The following is a 12,923-nucleotide window of genomic DNA, read 5'->3' as shown; positions in this document are numbered from 1 at the left end:
AAGCCAGATGGTGATGGCGCGCAACATGGAGGTCCTCCTCACGGGACCAGCCGACCAAAGACCGGCCCGGCGGCGCCCCAGGCGTTCTGCGGGATGAAGCAAATCACCTCCCTCGGGCCGGGGCTAGCGGCCCTCGAAGTCGGTAAGCACTTTGACCTTGTCCGCGGAAGCCGAGGAGGGGTCAAAGGTGTAGCCGACCCATTCCCGGGCCAGCCGCCGGGCCAGTTCGACGCCGACCACGCGTTGGCCCATGGTGAGGATCTGGCAGTCGTTGGAGAGCACCGAGCGCTCCACGCTGAAGGAGTCGTGGGCCGTGGCGGCGCGGATCCCGTCGACCTTGTTAGCGGCGATGGCGACGCCGATTCCCGTGCCGCAGAAAAGGATGGCCCGGTCTGCCTGCCCGTCCCTGATCATCTCCCCGGCGGCAATGCCGACGTACGGGTACGGCCTGGCGAATTGCTCGGGGGTATCGGTCCGGTTGACGCCGATGTCGATGATCTCGCTGACCCGGGGGTCATTCCGAAGGTCCTTGAGGATCTGGTTCTTGTAATCGACCCCGGCTTCGTCGGAGCCCAGGATGAGTCGAATTCCCACAGGCAGTCCTTCCAAAGCGTGAGTGACGCCCTGCGTCGCGGTGCTCATGAACGTGCTCCTGCCGGTTGCCGGACTACCGCCAGGTGCGGCCCCGCCACGCTGAAGATCATCGCCAGCGATGTCGCTCCCGGATCTGGGCTTCCCACGCTCTTTTCTGCCAGCGGGCGTGCGCGGCCCTTGCGGGGGCGCAGTGCTGCCGTGGCTTCCGCGGCGACGGTGGCTTCCCGTGCCGCTTCCGCCCAGCCCAGGTCCGGGCCGGTGCCTCCTTCAACCAGGCGGCTAAATGCCTCAGTGAACGGGACCAGTGCGTCGACCATGGTCTTGTCGCCGACTTCGGCCTTGCCAAGGTCAATTATCCGGTCGGAAAAGGCTCGCAGGGCGGAGGCCAGCTCCTGTGCGCCGGGTGCCTGATCGTTCCCGAGGGATTCGCCGAAGGCTCTGAGGCCTGCGCCCCACAACACGCCGGAGGTGCCGCCGGCTTTGTCAGCCCAGGCGTCACCGGCCGCGACCAGCACGGCGCCTGCGCCTGCGCCCCGGGATGCGGCGTCGGTGGCGGCTGCGTGCGCGGCGTCGATCCCCCGGACCATGCCGCGTCCGTGGTCCCCGTCCCCGGCGATGGCGTCCAGGTCCCCCAGCCTCTTCTCGGCTCCATGCAGGGCGGTGCGGGCGGCGTCGAGGGCTGCCACGCAGTTGCCCGCATAGGTGCGTGCGGTGTCACCGGCCACGAACATCTCCATATCGGCTCTGTCATTGGTCACGTGTTCGCCGGACGACTCCCCCTCAGGGCCGGCTGTGGTGCCGCGCCGGTAGGCCGGCGTTTCGGCGGGTGCCGTCCACAGGGTTTCGAGTTCCTGGTCCAGCCAGGTGATGGTCAGCGAGACCCCGGCCATGTCCAGGCTGGTGACGAGTTCACCGACCTCGGGCATCACAAGGGTGTAGCCCGCGGCCCGGAGCAACGGTGCCACGCTCAGCCAGAGGACGAACAATTCCTCGTGCTTGGTGGAGCCGAGCCCGTTCAGGATCACGGCGATCCGCCGGCCGGCATCGTCGGGGGTCTCGGCCAGCAGCCGGGACACGAGTTCCTGGCCCAGTTCCCTGGCCGGCGGCAGCGCGGTGTCGAACAGTCCGGGTTCGCCATGGATGCCCAGGCCGAGCCCCATCTGCTTCTCCGGCAGGGTGAACAGCGGCGCGTCGGCTCCGGGGAAGGTGCATCCCTGGAACGCACTGCCGATGCTCCGGGTCAGGTCGTTGGCTTTGCGTCCGAGGCGGACGACGTCGGCAAGGCTCGCGCCCGTCTCGGCCGCGGCCCCCATGACCTTGAAGACGGTGAAGTCTCCGGCTATGCCGCGGCGCTTTTCCGACTCCGACAGCGGTGCGCTGGCGATGTCATCGGTCACCAGGACGTTGTCCACCCGGATGCCCTCAGCAGCCAGCCGTTCGCTGGCCATTCGGAAGTTCATAACGTCGCCGGCGTAGTTACCGTAGGCAAAGACCACCCCCGCGCCGGAATCCGCGGCCTTGGCTACTGAGTAGGCCTGCTGCGCGGACGGTGAGGTGAAGATGTTTCCCACGACGGCGCCATCGGCCAGCCCGACGCCGACGAGCCCGGCGAAGGCCGGATAGTGGCCCGAGCCGCCGCCGGCAAGCACAGCGACCTTGGGCTTCACGGGTCGGTACCGGCGGACCGCACCGCCGGGCACCTGCCGGACGAGGCCGGAGTGGACGTCGCAGAAACCGGCGAGGGCTTCCTCGGCGAAATCGGACGGGTCGTTGAATATTCTGGTCATTGTGGGGCTCTCTAACTTGGCGCCTGCGGGGGCTGCTAGTGGATGTGGCTTCCGCCGTTGATGTCGATGGTGGTTCCGGTGAGGTATCCGGATTCCTCGGAGGAGAGGAATGTGATGACGGCCGCTATTTCTTCGGTGCTGGCGTTGCGGCCCACCGGGATGCCGGCGTTGATGGCCGCTTCCTGCTCGTCGGTGCTGCCCACACGGATGTTGGTGTCCACGGCGCCGGGGGTGATGGCGTTGACGGTCACTCCGGTGCTGCCGATCTCGCGGGCCAGCGCCTTGGTGAAGCCGAGGACCGCGGCCTTGGCGGCGGAGTAGGGGACCTTGCCGAAGACGCCTCCGCCGCGCTGGGCCGACACGGAGGACATGTTGATGATCCGGCCCCAGCCGCTGGCGATCATGTCCGGGAGGAAGGCCTTGGTCACCAGGTAGGTGCCGGTGGAGTTCACGGCCATGACTTTGTTCCAGAGTTCCAGCGTGGTTTCCAGGAACGGCACGGGCGAGGTGATGCCGGCGATGTTCGCCAGGGCCCCGACGGCCGGGAGGTTGCCGGAGCGGACTTCGTCGGCGACGGCCCTGTAGGCGGCGTTGACGGAATCCTCGCTGGCGACGTCGATCTCGTGGCCGAAGGCCGGGACATTGAATTCGTTGCCGATGTCGGCGGCCACCTTGGCGGACTTCTCGCCGTCGAGATCCAGGATCACGACGGCCCAGCCGTCGTTGGCGTAGCGGCGCGCGGTGGTGATGCCGATGCCCCGGTCTGATGTTGCCCCGGTGAGGACGGCGGTGCGCTGGATGGTGGTGGTCATGATGCTCCTTGGGATGGTTTGTGTGCTGGATCTAGATGGGGCACGTTCAGATGAGGTCGGTGATGAAGCTGGCGGCTTTGGCGGCAGCGGCGGGGCGTTCCTCGTGGGTGACGTCGCGAGTTTCCAGTTCGAGGGAGAAGTGGCCGGTGAAGCCGTGTTCTGCGAGGGAACGCAGGCCGGCGGAAAAATCCGCGTGACCGTTACCGAAGCTGAGGTTGATGTTGCCCGGGACTGCGTCGCGCAGGTGGACGTGGGAAATCCTGCCCTGATGCCTCGCGATGTAGTCCAGCGGGTCTTCGCCGGACGCCACGATATGGCTGAAGTCCATGACGATTCCGACGCCGGACCCTGCCAGCCGGCGGGCCAGCAGTTCCGCGCGTTCCAGGTTCCAGCAGAAGCGCAGGAAGTGCAGCGATTCGGTCCAGAGTTCGACGCCGAACTCCGCCGCGCGCTCCCCGGCCCGGATCAGCTGGGCGGCAATCGTGTCAAGGTCCTCCTCGAGGCTCCGGACCGGGTCGTGATCCAGGGCGCCGCAGGGAAGGACCAGCGCCTTCGCCCCGGTGTCGGCCGCGAGGGTGAGGAGGGCGTCAAGGTGCCGGTTCCGGGCCGCCTGGGCATCGGCGTCGAGCACCGCGTTCAGGTCCCCGATGTCCCCGTTGACCGACCGGACCCGCAGCCCGGAGGCAGCGATGCTGGCGGAAACAGCCGTCACGGCGGCGGGGTCCAGTTCGAAGGGCACATGGTCACAGACTCCCGGAAGGGCACCCAGGTCGATTTCCTCGAAGCCCAGTTCCGTCATGGTGCGCAGCGCCGTGGCCAGGTCCTCATGCCGGAAGCTGATGGACGAGCAGCCAAGTCGTGGGTTGAACATCGTCGTTGATCCTCTGGTCGAGTCTTGGGGCGTAATCCGTCGTGATGCAGACCACACTACGGAAGTTAACTGTCAACAGTCAACCCTTGAAGTTGACTGTTGACACGAAGACATGATTCAGGTCACACTGACGTATCATGTGTTAACAGTCGACAGTGCTTAGGCGTCAAGCCTCAGTCGCTCTTCGAAAGGGATTCACCAATGAGCAATGAAGCTCTCGCCATGCGCGGTCCGGTCCACGGCACCAAGGATGCAAAGCGGGTCGCCATCGGCTCCGGCGTCGGCGCGGTCATCGAAACGTATGACTTCATCGGCTTCGGCACCGCGGCCGCCCTGTATTTCGGCACCGCGTTCTTCCCCACCGGTGACCCGGTGACCGGGACTCTCGCCGCCTTCGCCACCCTGGGCGTCGGCTTCGCCGCCCGGCCCATCGGCGGCATCATCGGCGGCCACCTCGGTGACAAGCTCGGCCGCAAGCCCGTCCTGGTCGCCTCCCTGATCCTCATGGGCATCGCAACCTTCGTCATCGGCCTGCTACCGACCTACAGCCAAGTGGGTCTGCTGGCTCCTGCATTGCTCGTGTTCGTCCGCATTGTCCAGGGCCTGGCCTTCGGCGCGGAATGGGGTGGCGCCATCCTGATGAGCTACGAACACGCCCCGTGGAAATCCAAGGGCAAGTACACCGGCATCGTCCAGGCCGGCTTCCCCGTCGGGCTCCTGCTGGCCAACCTCGTATTCCTCTTCAGCGTCCAGCTCGGCGGCGAACTCGCCTGGCGCATCCCGTTCCTCGCCAGCATCGTGCTCGTCGCCGTCGGCCTGATCATCCGCTCCAAGGTCCCCGAATCCCCCGTCTTCGATGAGATGAAGGACAGCGGCACCATCGTGAAGTCCCCAATCGTCGAGGTCCTCAAGACGGACTGGCGCAATATCGTGAAGGGCATCGGCCTCCGGATCGCCGAGACCGCAGGTTACGCCGTGTCCATCACCTACATGATTTCCTACCTTCACACCCAGCACCTGGCCGACAAGACCCAGACGCTCGTGGCCCTCTGCATCGCCTCGGCCATCGGCATCTTCGCCACCCAGGCCTGGGCCCGCCTGACGGACAGGATCGGCCGCCGGCCCCTCTACATCTGGTCCTGCGCCTTCGCCCTGCTGTTCGGCATCCCCATGTTCCTCCTGGTCAACACCGGCCTGTTCATCTTCGTCGTTGCCACCCTGGCGATCTCCTACGCCGTGTGCCAGAACTCCCTCGCCGGCGCCCAAGGCGCTTGGTTCCCGGAGCTCTTCCAGGCGAAGACCCGCGCGTCCGGCGCCTCGCTTGCCTACCAGATTTCGGCCATGGTCTCCGGCTTCACGCCTTTCATCACCACGCTGCTGTTCGTCAGCTTCGGCTGGATGGGCCCGGCCTTGCTCTTCAGCCTCTATGCAGCCATCGGCCTCTGGTCGGCCGTCGTTACCCGGGAAACCTGGGGCAAGCGTGAACGTCAGCTCGCGGACGACGCCAGCAAAAGCACCCCCGAGCCGGTGACCGTCTGATGGCGTCAACCCGGGCACTGCCCACTACCCGGAACATCCCCGGCGAGACCGCAACCGAGCGCACGGCGCGCGTCAGCGCCGCCGCGTACCGGATCCGGCATCACGCCCTGAACATGGGCGAGGTCCAGGGCCAGGGCTACGTGGGCCAGGCCCTGGGCGCGGCGGACATGCTCGCCGCTGTCTACGCGGACCAGCTGCGCTTCCGCGCCGACGATCCGGACTGGGAGGAACGAGACCGCTTCCTCCTCTCCACCGGACACTACGCGATCGGGCACTACGCGGCCCTGGCCGAGGCCGGGACTATCCCCATCGAGGAACTGGACACCTATGGCTCGGACGATTCCCGGCTGCCGATGTCGGGGATGTCCACCTACACCCCCGGCATGGAGATCTCCGGCGGCTCCCTGGGCCACGGACTCTCCATCGCGGTCGGCATCGCGCTGGGCCTGCGCCACCAGGGCTCCACGGCGAGGGTCTACAATTTCCTCTCCGACGGCGAACTCGACGAGGGCTCCACCTGGGAAGCCGCGATGGGCGCGCACCACCATCAGCTCGGCAACCTCACTGCCATGGTGGACATCAACGCCCTGCAGGCCGACGGAAAGACGGACACCGTGCTCCGCACGGAACCCGTCACGGAAAAATGGGAGGCCTTCGGCTGGTACACCCAGCGGGTCGACGGCAACAACATCGGCGCGGTCCTTGCCGCGTTCGACAACGCCGCCACCCAGGCAGCAGCCACGGGACGACCCTCCATGATCCTGTGCGACACGAAGGTGGGCCGTGGAGTGCCGCTGCTCGAAGAACGGGAAAAGGCGCACTTCCTGCGCATCGAGGAACACGAATGGCAGCCCTGCCGCGAGCAGCTGACTGCAGGATACGAAGGAAAGGCCGGCCGATGAGCACCGCCACCGTACCGAAGCTGAAGACCTCGGCCATGATCGCGTCCTTCGCGGATCCTGGCCAAAGGACCGTGTCCGCACCCTTCGGGCACGCCCTGGTCAAAGCCGCCCAGGAGAACGACAGGATCGTGGGCCTGACCGCGGACCTGGGCAAGTATACGGACATGCACATCTTCGCGCAGGCCTACCCGGAGCGGTTCTTCCAGATGGGCATGGCCGAACAGTTGCTCTTCGGCGCCGCCGCCGGCCTTGCCGAGACCGGGCTGGTGCCCTTCGCATCCACCTACTCCGTGTTCGCGGCCCGGCGGGCCTATGACTTCCTGTGCCTGGACAGCGCGGAACCCAACCTCAACGTGAACATCGTGGGAGGCCTTCCCGGTCTCACCACCGGCTATGGTCCCAGCCACCAGGCCACCGAGGACATGGCGATCTTCCGCGGCATGCCCAACCTCACCATCGTGGATCCGTGCGATTCGCTGGACATCGAGCAGGCCGTTCCCCAGCTCGCGGCCAGCGACGGGCCGACGTACCTGCGGCTGCTGCGCGGCAACGTTCCCACAGTGCTGGACGAATACGACTACACCTTCGAACTCGGCAAGGCGAAGGTGATCCGCGGCGGCAACGACGTCGTGTTCGTCTCCAGCGGGCTGATGACCATGAGGGCCCTGCAGGCCGCAAAGGCACTCGCGGCACACAACGTGGATGTCGCCGTCGTCCACGCCCCCACCATCAAGCCCTTCGACACCGCCACTGTGCTGGCGGAGCTGAACACCGACCGGCTCGCGGTGACGCTGGAGAACCACAGCGTGATCGGCGGACTGTTTGAAACGGTCGCCTCGGCAGTGGTCACTGCAGGGCTCGGCAAGCGGGTGGTGCCAGTTGCCTTGCCGGATGAGTTCCTCGACGCCGGCGCCCTGCCCACCCTGCACGAACGGTACGGGCTCTCCGTACAGCGGATCGTGGCAAAAGTCCTGGCAGAACTCGGCTGACCCGGACCGCAGCACAGAAGCGCGGAACCGGTCACTTCCGGTTCCGCGCTTCTGCCGTAACATCAACTGTTAACACACCGAGTGTAAACAGTCGACCCCTGACATTGAGGACTAAACGATGGCCGGAGCCACAGCACCGCTTCTTGGACTGGAAAAGAAGAGCCTCCGTGAGCAGGCGCTTTCCGCCCTCCGCATCGCCATCACCAGCGGGGAACTCGAGCCCGGACGGCACCTCGTGGAAACCGAGCTTTCCGACATGCTCCAGATCAGCCGCGGGACCCTCCGGGAGGCGCTGCGGCAGCTGGAGCAGGAGGGCCTGCTATCCGCAGGACCACGCGGCCGGCTGTCAGTGCGCCACCTGGACGCCAAGGAAATCAGGGACATTTACTCTGTGCGCGCCGCCTTGGAATCACTGGCAGCCCGCACTCTCTGCGAATTGCCCGACCGGCAACGCGTCATTGCCTCCCTGCGGGGGGCCATCGATGCCATGTCGGCGGCCACGAAGGGCACCCTCGAAGAGAGGATCGAATCCGACCTCGAGTTCCACCGCACCATGTGCCGCCTCACCGGCAATGAAACCCTGCTTCATTCCTGGGAGTCGCTGGAAGGCTCCATCCGGATGTCCATCATGTTCGCCGGACTCGAAAAAGGCGTCAAGAACATGAGCGTGGACCGGCACCACGATATCGTGGCCGCGATCGAGACCGGCGATGCCTCCCTTGCCCGCAAAACCATCCGGGAACACATGGACACCGCAGCGGACAGTCTCGTCGCCTAATATCTCTCGCGCCTGTCACCAGCGCAGGAGAACGCCGGCAACAGCGCATACGTCCTTGTGACCCCGGCGAATCGCATTCCTGCGCACGGGACCGAGACCCAGGTGTGCATCCTCCCGCCGGGGGCTTAACGCTGATGCGGGCGGCAAAACCGGGACGAGGGGTGGATGGCCGTGACCGCGATGCATTGCTTCTCGTTACTGCTCATCCGGAGAACCTCATCTCCGGCAGCATGGCGGACAGAGTCTGCAGTCAAGGGATGGCAATCCGAATGTTTCATATTGTTGGCCGCGGCCGAGCCAGGTGAACGGCCAACGGCCTAGTGTGCCGGGTGGCTGTCGGCCGAGATCTGGGCCAGGACCTGGGCCGGCCGGTTGGTGGTGATCTCGTGGATGCCGAGTTCCCGGCACAGCGCGACATCGTCCTCGGAGTCCACCGTCCACACCCGGAACCGGCGGCCGGAGTCGCGCCAGCGCCGGACGGTCCGGGCGTGCCCGCGGACGTAGCCGATGCCGGGTCCGGCCAGGCCCACCTCGCAGTTGTCCAGGATCCGCTCCCCCTCGGCCTGCGCGGCCTTCATAACGTTCGCCAGCGCCCCGCCCGTGAGCGCGCCGAGGCCGAGTTCCCCGCGGATCTCCGCCACCTTGACGTCGTCCACGAGCTGGCAGACGGCCGACGCCGGGACGACCTTGAGCAGGTGCTTCACCGAGTCCGGGCTGAAGCTCATGAAAGACACCCTGACATTGTCCAGCATGGACGTCGACGGGTCCCAGCCCTCGGCCGTGAGGACCTCAAGGACCCGGTCTTCGAGCTTGAGCTGGTAGGGACTGGGGTGTTTAAGCTCAATCGCGAGACCAATTTCCCTCCCGGCACCGCGCAGGATGCCCAGCAGTTCGGGAAGGGTCAGGAGCTGCGCGGACCCGCCGCCGTATTCGACCGGAATCCTCGCCCCTTTCCAGGAGGAGAAGTCCAGCAGCCGCAGTTCCGCCAGGGTCCGGTCCGCCACGGGTCCGGTGCCGTCCGAAGTCCGGTCCAGGCTGGCGTCGTGCAGCAGCACCGCGTGCTGGTCCCGGGTGAGGTGGATATCGCATTCCACGCCGTCGGCGCCGTCGGCGATTGCCTGCAGGTACGCGGCGCGGGTGTGTTCGGCGAAGGCACCGCTGGATCCCCGGTGGGCGTAGACCAGGGGGCGGGCGGCGGACTCGTCAGTCGTCATGCTGACACGTTAGCGGACGGCGCCCGCCAAGGCGGGCACTAGGCTGGGCACATGCAGGTGAACACTGAGCCAAGAACCCGGCCCGCGGCCACTTCCGACGCCGAGAAGGCCGCCGCGCTGCGCAAGATGAAGCTGCTGGCCGTGTCGCTGCTGATCGTGATGGCCGTCATCTTCGTGATCGCCTTCGCACTGCAGAAGCAGTACCCCTGGCTCGAATACGTCCGGGCCGCGGCCGAGGGCGGAATGGTGGGCGCCCTCGCCGACTGGTTCGCCGTGACGGCCCTGTTCAAGTACCCGATGGGCCTCAAGATCCCGCATACCGCCATCATCCCGCAGCGCAAGGACCAGATCGGCGCCTCGCTCGGCGAATTCGTGGAAACCAACTTCCTCTCCGAGCAGGTGGTCCAGGAAAAACTGGCGACCGTTGACATCGCCCGGAAGGCCGGCGCCTGGCTGTCCGGCCCCGGCGGTGCCGAGCGCGTGGCCAAGGAAGGTGCCGCCGTCCTCCGCGGCGCGTTCACGGTCCTGAACGACGACGACGTCCAGGCCGTGATCGAGGGGATGGTCCGCCGGCATATCCTCACTCCGCCGTGGGGACCGCCGGTGGGCCGGATCGCCCAGAAGATCTTCGACGACGGACACCATCACGCGTTCGTGGATGTGCTGGTCGACCGCACGGTGGACTGGGTACGGGACAACCAGGAGACCGTCAACAGGCTGGTCACGGACCGCTCGCCGACGTGGGTGCCGTCGTTCGTGGACGGGCTCGTGGGCGACAAGGTCTACATGGAGGTCCTGAAATTCACCCGGGCGGTGCAATCCGATCCGCAGCACCAGGTCCGCCAGTCCATCGACAAGTACCTCAAGGAACTCGCGCAGGACCTGCAGCACGATCCGGTCATGATCGCCCGCGCCGAAGGCATCAAGGCCCAGGTCCTGGGCGACCCCGAGATCCGGGAGCTCGCCTCCCGCACGTGGGGCACCATCAAGGCTGCCCTGCTCTCCGCGGTGGACGATCCGCACAGCGAACTGACCGTGAGGTTCAAGGCCGCCGTGCACGACTTCGGCACGCGTCTGGTGGTCGATCCGGAGCTGGCCGGCAAGGTCAACACGTGGATCGGCGACGCCGCAGGCTACCTCGTGAGGACCTACCGCTCGGACATCGCCGGCGTGATCTCGGACACCGTGGCCCGCTGGGACGCCGAGGAGACCTCGCAGAAGATCGAACTCCAGATCGGCAAGGACCTGCAGTTCATCCGGATCAACGGCACCGTTGTGGGCGCCCTCGCCGGGCTGGCCATCTTCACCGTGGCGCACCTGGTGTTCGGCTGACTCACCGTGGCGCATCTGCGTTCCGCTGACGCTGCGTTCGGCTAGCGCTGCGTTCGGCTACGCAGCAGCGACCTTCGCCTTGGTCCGGCCAGGCACGGCGAAAACCGTGAACGCGAGTGCCGCGAGTGCCGTGACTACCAGCAGCAGCAGCCCGATCGAATAGCTGCGCGTCGCAGCGTCGTACGTGGCGCCCATGACCAGCGGCGGGAAGTACCCGCCCAGTCCGCCGGCTGCGCTGACCACGCCGCTGATGCTGCCCACCTTGCCCGCCGGGGCGAGCACGCCCACCCAGGCGAATACCCCGCCCGTCCCGAGACCCAGCGCCGCGGCCATGGCGACGAACGTCAGGCCGGCGGGGACATCGCCGTCGGGCTGCAGGTTCACCACCCAGGCGAGCACGGCGACGCCGGCGAGCGACACGATCACCACGGGTTTGGGGCCGAACTTGTCGGCGAGGACGCCGCCCACCGGCCGGGCCAGCACGGCGGCAAGCGCGAACCCTGCGGTGCGGGCACCGGCCGCGCTGGGATCGAAGCTGTAAATATCGCGGAGGTAGGTGGGCAGGTACGTGGCGAAGGAGACGAAGCCGCCGAAGACAACGGCGTAGAGGAAGCACATCTTCCAGGTGACCGGGGTGCGCACGGCGTCGGCGAGCTTGGGCAGCACGGGGGTGGTGCTGCGGGTCCAGCCCGGGGCTTCCTTCATCAGGAACCAGACGAGCGCCGCCATCACGGCCAGGATCGCGGCGATCAGCAGGTGGGTGGGGAAATAACCGATTCCGGCCACCAGCCGCGGGTTAAGGAAGGCGGCCAGCGCCGTGCCGCCCATGCCGGCGCCGAAGACACCGGTGGCGAAGCCGCGCCGGGACGGTTCGTACCAGCCGCTGACAAAGGGGATCCCGACGGCGAAGACCGTCCCGGCCACGCCCAGAAGCAGCCCGGCACCGAGGACCAGGGCGAAGGAGTTGAGGAGGCCGCCGACTGCCACGAGCAGGATCGGCAGGATGGAGGCCAGCAGGACGAACGTGAACATGGCGCGGCCGCCGTACTTGTCCGTCAGCGTGCCGACGACGATCCGGCCCAGCGAGCCGACGAACACCGGCATGGCAACGAGCACGCCGGTGGTGGCCGGGTTCAGCTGGAGGGTCTGCGTGTAGAAGGCGCCGAGGGTGGCCACCGAGTTCCAGGCCCAGAAGCCCGCCACCGAGGCCGAGGTGGCGAGCACGAGGTTGAGTGTCCGCCCCGCGGGGGCGGTCCGGGGAAGCGGTGCGGATCCTGCCACGTGTTGTCCTCCTGCTTCAGTTCAGCTCAGCGGTTCCGGGTGTCCCGGTCGCGGGTTCCGACGGCGGACCAGCCGCGGCGGGCGGCGCCGGTGGAGCTCCGCGCGCCGGCAGCCCTGCCTGTCGTTTTGCCTGTGGCCCGGCCTGCGGCCCTGTCCCGCGAGCGGTAGACGATGTAGGGACGGAAGAGGTAGTGGAACGGAGCCGTGAACGCGTGGACCAGCCGGGTGAACGGCCAGATCACGAAGAGCGCCATGCCCACCAGGGTGTGCAGGTGGAAGGAGAAGGGCGCCCCGGCCATGGCCGCGATGTCCGGCTGGAAGATGAACAGGGACCGGAACCAGGGGGCCACGGTCTCGCGGTAGTTGTGGCCGTGTTCGCCCTCGAAGACACTCGCCAGGGTGGTCCACAGGCCGAACACGATCGCTGCGGTGAGCACCACGTACATGGTCTTGTCGTTCTTGGTGGTGGCCATGAACACCGGGCCCGTGGTGCGGCGGCGGTAGATCAGGAGGATGATCCCGCCCAGGGTCCCCACCCCGGCGATCCCGCCGACGAACAGGGCGTTGAAGTGGTAGAACTCCTGGCTCATCCCCACCGCCTGGGTCCAGGCCATCGGAATGACCAGGCCGAAGAAGTGGCCCGCGATCACGGCAAGCAGGCCGAAGTGGAACAGCGGCGAGGCGATCCGCAGCAGCCTGGACTCGTAGAGCTGGGAGGATCTGGTGGTCCAGCCGAACTGGTCGTATTTGTAGCGCCAGACGAGCCCGCCCACCAGTACGACGACCATCATGTAGGGCAGGACCCCCCACAGCACGATGTCCAT

Annotated in this window: 12 protein-coding genes; 5 read left to right on the top strand and 7 right to left on the bottom strand. The window is 66.9% G+C overall.

The window, feature by feature from the left end; all coding sequences use genetic code 11:
• Positions 1–123: 123 nt before the first annotated feature.
• Genes ACZYZE_RS01590 through ACZYZE_RS01575 form a run of 4 tightly spaced genes read right to left on the bottom strand, consistent with a single transcriptional unit; the run spans position 124 to position 4,064 of the window.
• Positions 124–642 (bottom strand): RpiB/LacA/LacB family sugar-phosphate isomerase, encoded by a 519-nt coding sequence (locus tag ACZYZE_RS01590; protein ID WP_459317867.1) that lies wholly within the window; start codon positions 640–642, stop codon positions 124–126.
• Positions 639–2,381, bottom strand: a complete 1,743-nt coding sequence (locus ACZYZE_RS01585) for a dihydroxyacetone kinase family protein (protein WP_463905868.1) — start codon at positions 2,379–2,381, stop codon at positions 639–641. Before ACZYZE_RS01585 ends, ACZYZE_RS01590 begins: the two co-directional genes overlap by 4 nt.
• 35 nt (positions 2,382–2,416) lie before the next feature.
• Positions 2,417–3,193, bottom strand: coding sequence for an SDR family NAD(P)-dependent oxidoreductase (locus tag ACZYZE_RS01580; RefSeq protein WP_459317869.1), 777 nt, complete (start codon positions 3,191–3,193; stop codon positions 2,417–2,419).
• Between the two features lie 46 nt (positions 3,194–3,239).
• Positions 3,240–4,064 (bottom strand): sugar phosphate isomerase/epimerase family protein, encoded by an 825-nt coding sequence (locus tag ACZYZE_RS01575; protein WP_459317870.1) that lies wholly within the window; start codon positions 4,062–4,064, stop codon positions 3,240–3,242.
• A gap of 201 nt (positions 4,065–4,265) precedes the next feature.
• Here ACZYZE_RS01575 and ACZYZE_RS01570 point away from each other — a divergent pair, with 201 nt between their 5' ends.
• From ACZYZE_RS01570 to ACZYZE_RS01555, 4 genes are all read left to right on the top strand, one after another.
• Positions 4,266–5,603, top strand: coding sequence for an MFS transporter (locus tag ACZYZE_RS01570; RefSeq protein WP_459317871.1), 1,338 nt, complete (start codon positions 4,266–4,268; stop codon positions 5,601–5,603).
• Positions 5,603–6,505 (top strand): transketolase, encoded by a 903-nt coding sequence (locus tag ACZYZE_RS01565; protein WP_459317872.1) that lies wholly within the window; start codon positions 5,603–5,605, stop codon positions 6,503–6,505. Before ACZYZE_RS01570 ends, ACZYZE_RS01565 begins: the two co-directional genes overlap by 1 nt.
• Positions 6,502–7,494: a transketolase family protein gene (locus tag ACZYZE_RS01560; protein ID WP_459317873.1), complete on the top strand. Its 993-nt coding sequence runs from the start codon at positions 6,502–6,504 to the stop codon at positions 7,492–7,494. Before ACZYZE_RS01565 ends, ACZYZE_RS01560 begins: the two co-directional genes overlap by 4 nt.
• Positions 7,495–7,612: 118 nt before the next feature.
• Positions 7,613–8,272 (top strand): GntR family transcriptional regulator, encoded by a 660-nt coding sequence (locus tag ACZYZE_RS01555; protein ID WP_459317874.1) that lies wholly within the window; start codon positions 7,613–7,615, stop codon positions 8,270–8,272.
• A 317-nt stretch (positions 8,273–8,589) separates the two neighbouring features.
• On the opposite strand, the gene ACZYZE_RS01550 is transcribed toward ACZYZE_RS01555, so the two are convergent.
• A complete protein-coding gene (locus ACZYZE_RS01550; protein ID WP_459317875.1) occupies positions 8,590–9,486 on the bottom strand; it encodes a glycerophosphodiester phosphodiesterase in 897 nt (298 codons plus the stop codon).
• Between the two features lie 51 nt (positions 9,487–9,537).
• Here ACZYZE_RS01550 and ACZYZE_RS01545 point away from each other — a divergent pair, with 51 nt between their 5' ends.
• A complete protein-coding gene (locus ACZYZE_RS01545; RefSeq protein WP_459317876.1) occupies positions 9,538–10,818 on the top strand; it encodes a DUF445 domain-containing protein in 1,281 nt (426 codons plus the stop codon).
• 57 nt (positions 10,819–10,875) lie between these two features.
• Here the strand turns inward: ACZYZE_RS01545 and ACZYZE_RS01540 are convergent, their stop codons facing one another.
• Entirely contained in the window at positions 10,876–12,099 is a 1,224-nt protein-coding gene (locus tag ACZYZE_RS01540; protein WP_459317877.1) for an MFS transporter, read from the bottom strand.
• Between the two features lie 26 nt (positions 12,100–12,125).
• A complete protein-coding gene (gene narI, locus ACZYZE_RS01535) occupies positions 12,126–12,923 on the bottom strand; it encodes a respiratory nitrate reductase subunit gamma (RefSeq protein ID WP_463905862.1) in 798 nt (265 codons plus the stop codon).

The organism is Pseudarthrobacter woesei (genome assembly GCF_055412745.1).
Note: the sequence above shows the minus strand (reverse complement) of the source record. Positions and strands in the feature narration are given on the sequence as shown.